The sequence below is a fragment of the Actinosynnema sp. NPDC023658 genome (assembly GCF_040639995.1).
Classification (GTDB): domain Bacteria; phylum Actinomycetota; class Actinomycetes; order Mycobacteriales; family Pseudonocardiaceae; genus Actinosynnema.
Window position 1 is genome coordinate 1 of record NZ_JBFAAX010001096.1, and the last position, 1,760, is coordinate 1,760.

The window sequence follows — 1,760 nt, forward strand, 5'->3', positions numbered from 1 at the left end:
GCCCCCGCCGAGCGACAGCGCGACCGGGATGCCGGCCATGACCAGCGCGGTGGCCCTGCCGCGCAGGTGGTCGGGCGCGACGCGACGGGCGTACCCGGCCAGCAGCGCCCACACCACGCCCGCCGCGACACCGGCGACGAAGCGGGCGGCCAGCGTGAGCGGGAAGTGCGAGGAGACGGCGGTGGCGGTGTTGGCGACCGCGAACCCGGCCACACCGACCAGCAGCAAGCGCTTGCGCGGCCAGGCGGCGGTGAGGGCGGACAGCGGGATCGCCGCCACGACCGTGCCGATCGCGTAGACGGTGACGAGTTGACCGGCCGCGGACTCGCTCACGCCGAGGCCGGCGCTCATCCCGCGCAGCACGCCGGCGGGCAGCGCCTCGGTCAGGACGGTGGTGAAGGCGGCCGTGGCCAGCGCGAGCAGCGGCCGCAGGGGGAGCTTCTCCGCGCCCGTCGCGGGGCGGGTGGTGGTTGTGCGCATACCGCATGGTCGAACCTCACACCGATGTCACGTTCAACCCGCGGCGGCGTGAGCCGGGTCACACCCGCGTCGGCGGACGGGTTCTCGTAGCGGTTTCGGCGCGGTTCCCGCGCGGTGATGGCGGTCGTGCGGTGGTGATCAGTAACCTGCGGGCCATGCCGGTCGTCGCGCTCAACGGGATCAACCTCAGCTACCACGTGGAGGGCGAGGGTGACCTCGTCGTCATGGTGATGGGCACCGGCAGCCCGGGACGGGTGTGGCACGCGCACCAGGTGCCCGCGCTGCGGGCCGCCGGGTTCCGCGTGGCGACCGTCGACAACCGGGGCATCCCGCCGACGGACGAGTGCGCGTCCGGGATGGTGATCGGGGACCTGGTCGGGGACGTCGCGGCGCTGATCGAGACGCTCGGCGGGCGGGCCCACGTGGTCGGCACGTCCATGGGCGCGCGGGTGACGCAGGAGCTCGCGTTGGCCCGGCCGGACCTGGTCTCGAAGGCCGTGATGCTGGCGACGGCGGGCCGCAACGACGCCGTGCAGACCGCGTTGTCGCGCGGCGAGCGGGCGTTGCACGACCAGGGCGTCACGTTGCCGGGGCGGTACTACGCGGCGGTCACCGCGTTGCTGAACCTGTCCCCCGCGACGCTGCGCGACCAGGTCGGTGTGCGCGACTGGCTGGACGTCTTCGAGTTCACCGGCTCGTCGGTGGGCAAGGGCGTGCGGGCGCAGATGGAGATGAACGAGTTCGAGAGCCGGCTCGACGCCTACCGCGCCATCGCGGTGCCGTGCCTCGTGGTGGGGTTCGCCGACGACCGCGTGCTGCCCGCGTACCTGGCCCGCGAGGTGGCCGACGCCATCCCGGGCGCGCGGTACGAGGAGGTGGCCGACGCGGGTCACTACGGCTTCCTCGAACAGCCGGACGCCGTCAACCGGCTGCTGGTGGACTTCCTCAAGGGCTGAACCGGTCCGCTCCGGACGCCGTGGCGGTCCCCGTGACCACCGACGGTGACCGGTCGACCACGGGAACTCGCCTACCCCCGTGCCGCGAACGTCGTTACCGTCGATCGCGACCTGGTGGGAGGGCACATGGACGCGCGAAGACTCGGCCGCACCACCCGCTTGGTCGCCCTGGTCGTCGTCGGCGGCGTGACCGTCCTCGTGCTCGTCCCGGTCGCGATCAACGCCGTCACCGGCGGGTCCGCGCCGCGCGTGCTCGGTCCGTACGGGGCGTGGCTGTGGCCGTCGCTGGCCGTGCTGTCCGCCCTCACCGCGTGCCTCGCGGCG

At 73.8% G+C, this 1,760-nt stretch carries 3 protein-coding genes; 2 read left to right on the forward strand and 1 reads right to left on the reverse strand.

The annotated features are described in order from the left end of the window. A partial coding sequence (locus tag AB0G02_RS38445; protein ID WP_360804905.1) for an MFS transporter occupies positions 1-480 on the reverse strand: 480 nt, incomplete at its 3' end. A gap of 155 nt (positions 481-635) precedes the next feature. Between AB0G02_RS38445 and AB0G02_RS38450 the strand changes: the two genes are divergently transcribed. Both AB0G02_RS38450 and AB0G02_RS38455 read left to right on the forward strand, forming a co-directional pair. Then, positions 636-1,436 carry an alpha/beta fold hydrolase gene (locus AB0G02_RS38450; RefSeq protein WP_360804908.1) on the forward strand — a complete coding sequence of 267 codons (801 nt, stop codon included), beginning with the start codon at positions 636-638 and terminating at the stop codon, positions 1,434-1,436. A 126-nt stretch (positions 1,437-1,562) separates the two neighbouring features. Further along, positions 1,563-1,760 (forward strand): hypothetical protein (locus AB0G02_RS38455; RefSeq protein WP_360804911.1); only part of this gene is annotated, 198 nt, incomplete at its 3' end.

Bases quoted from the DNA above. Each gene is read 5' to 3' on its own strand.
- AB0G02_RS38450 (WP_360804908.1), top strand. From the start codon at position 636: ATGCCGGTCGTCGCGCTCAACGGGATCAACCTCAGCTACCACGTGGAG.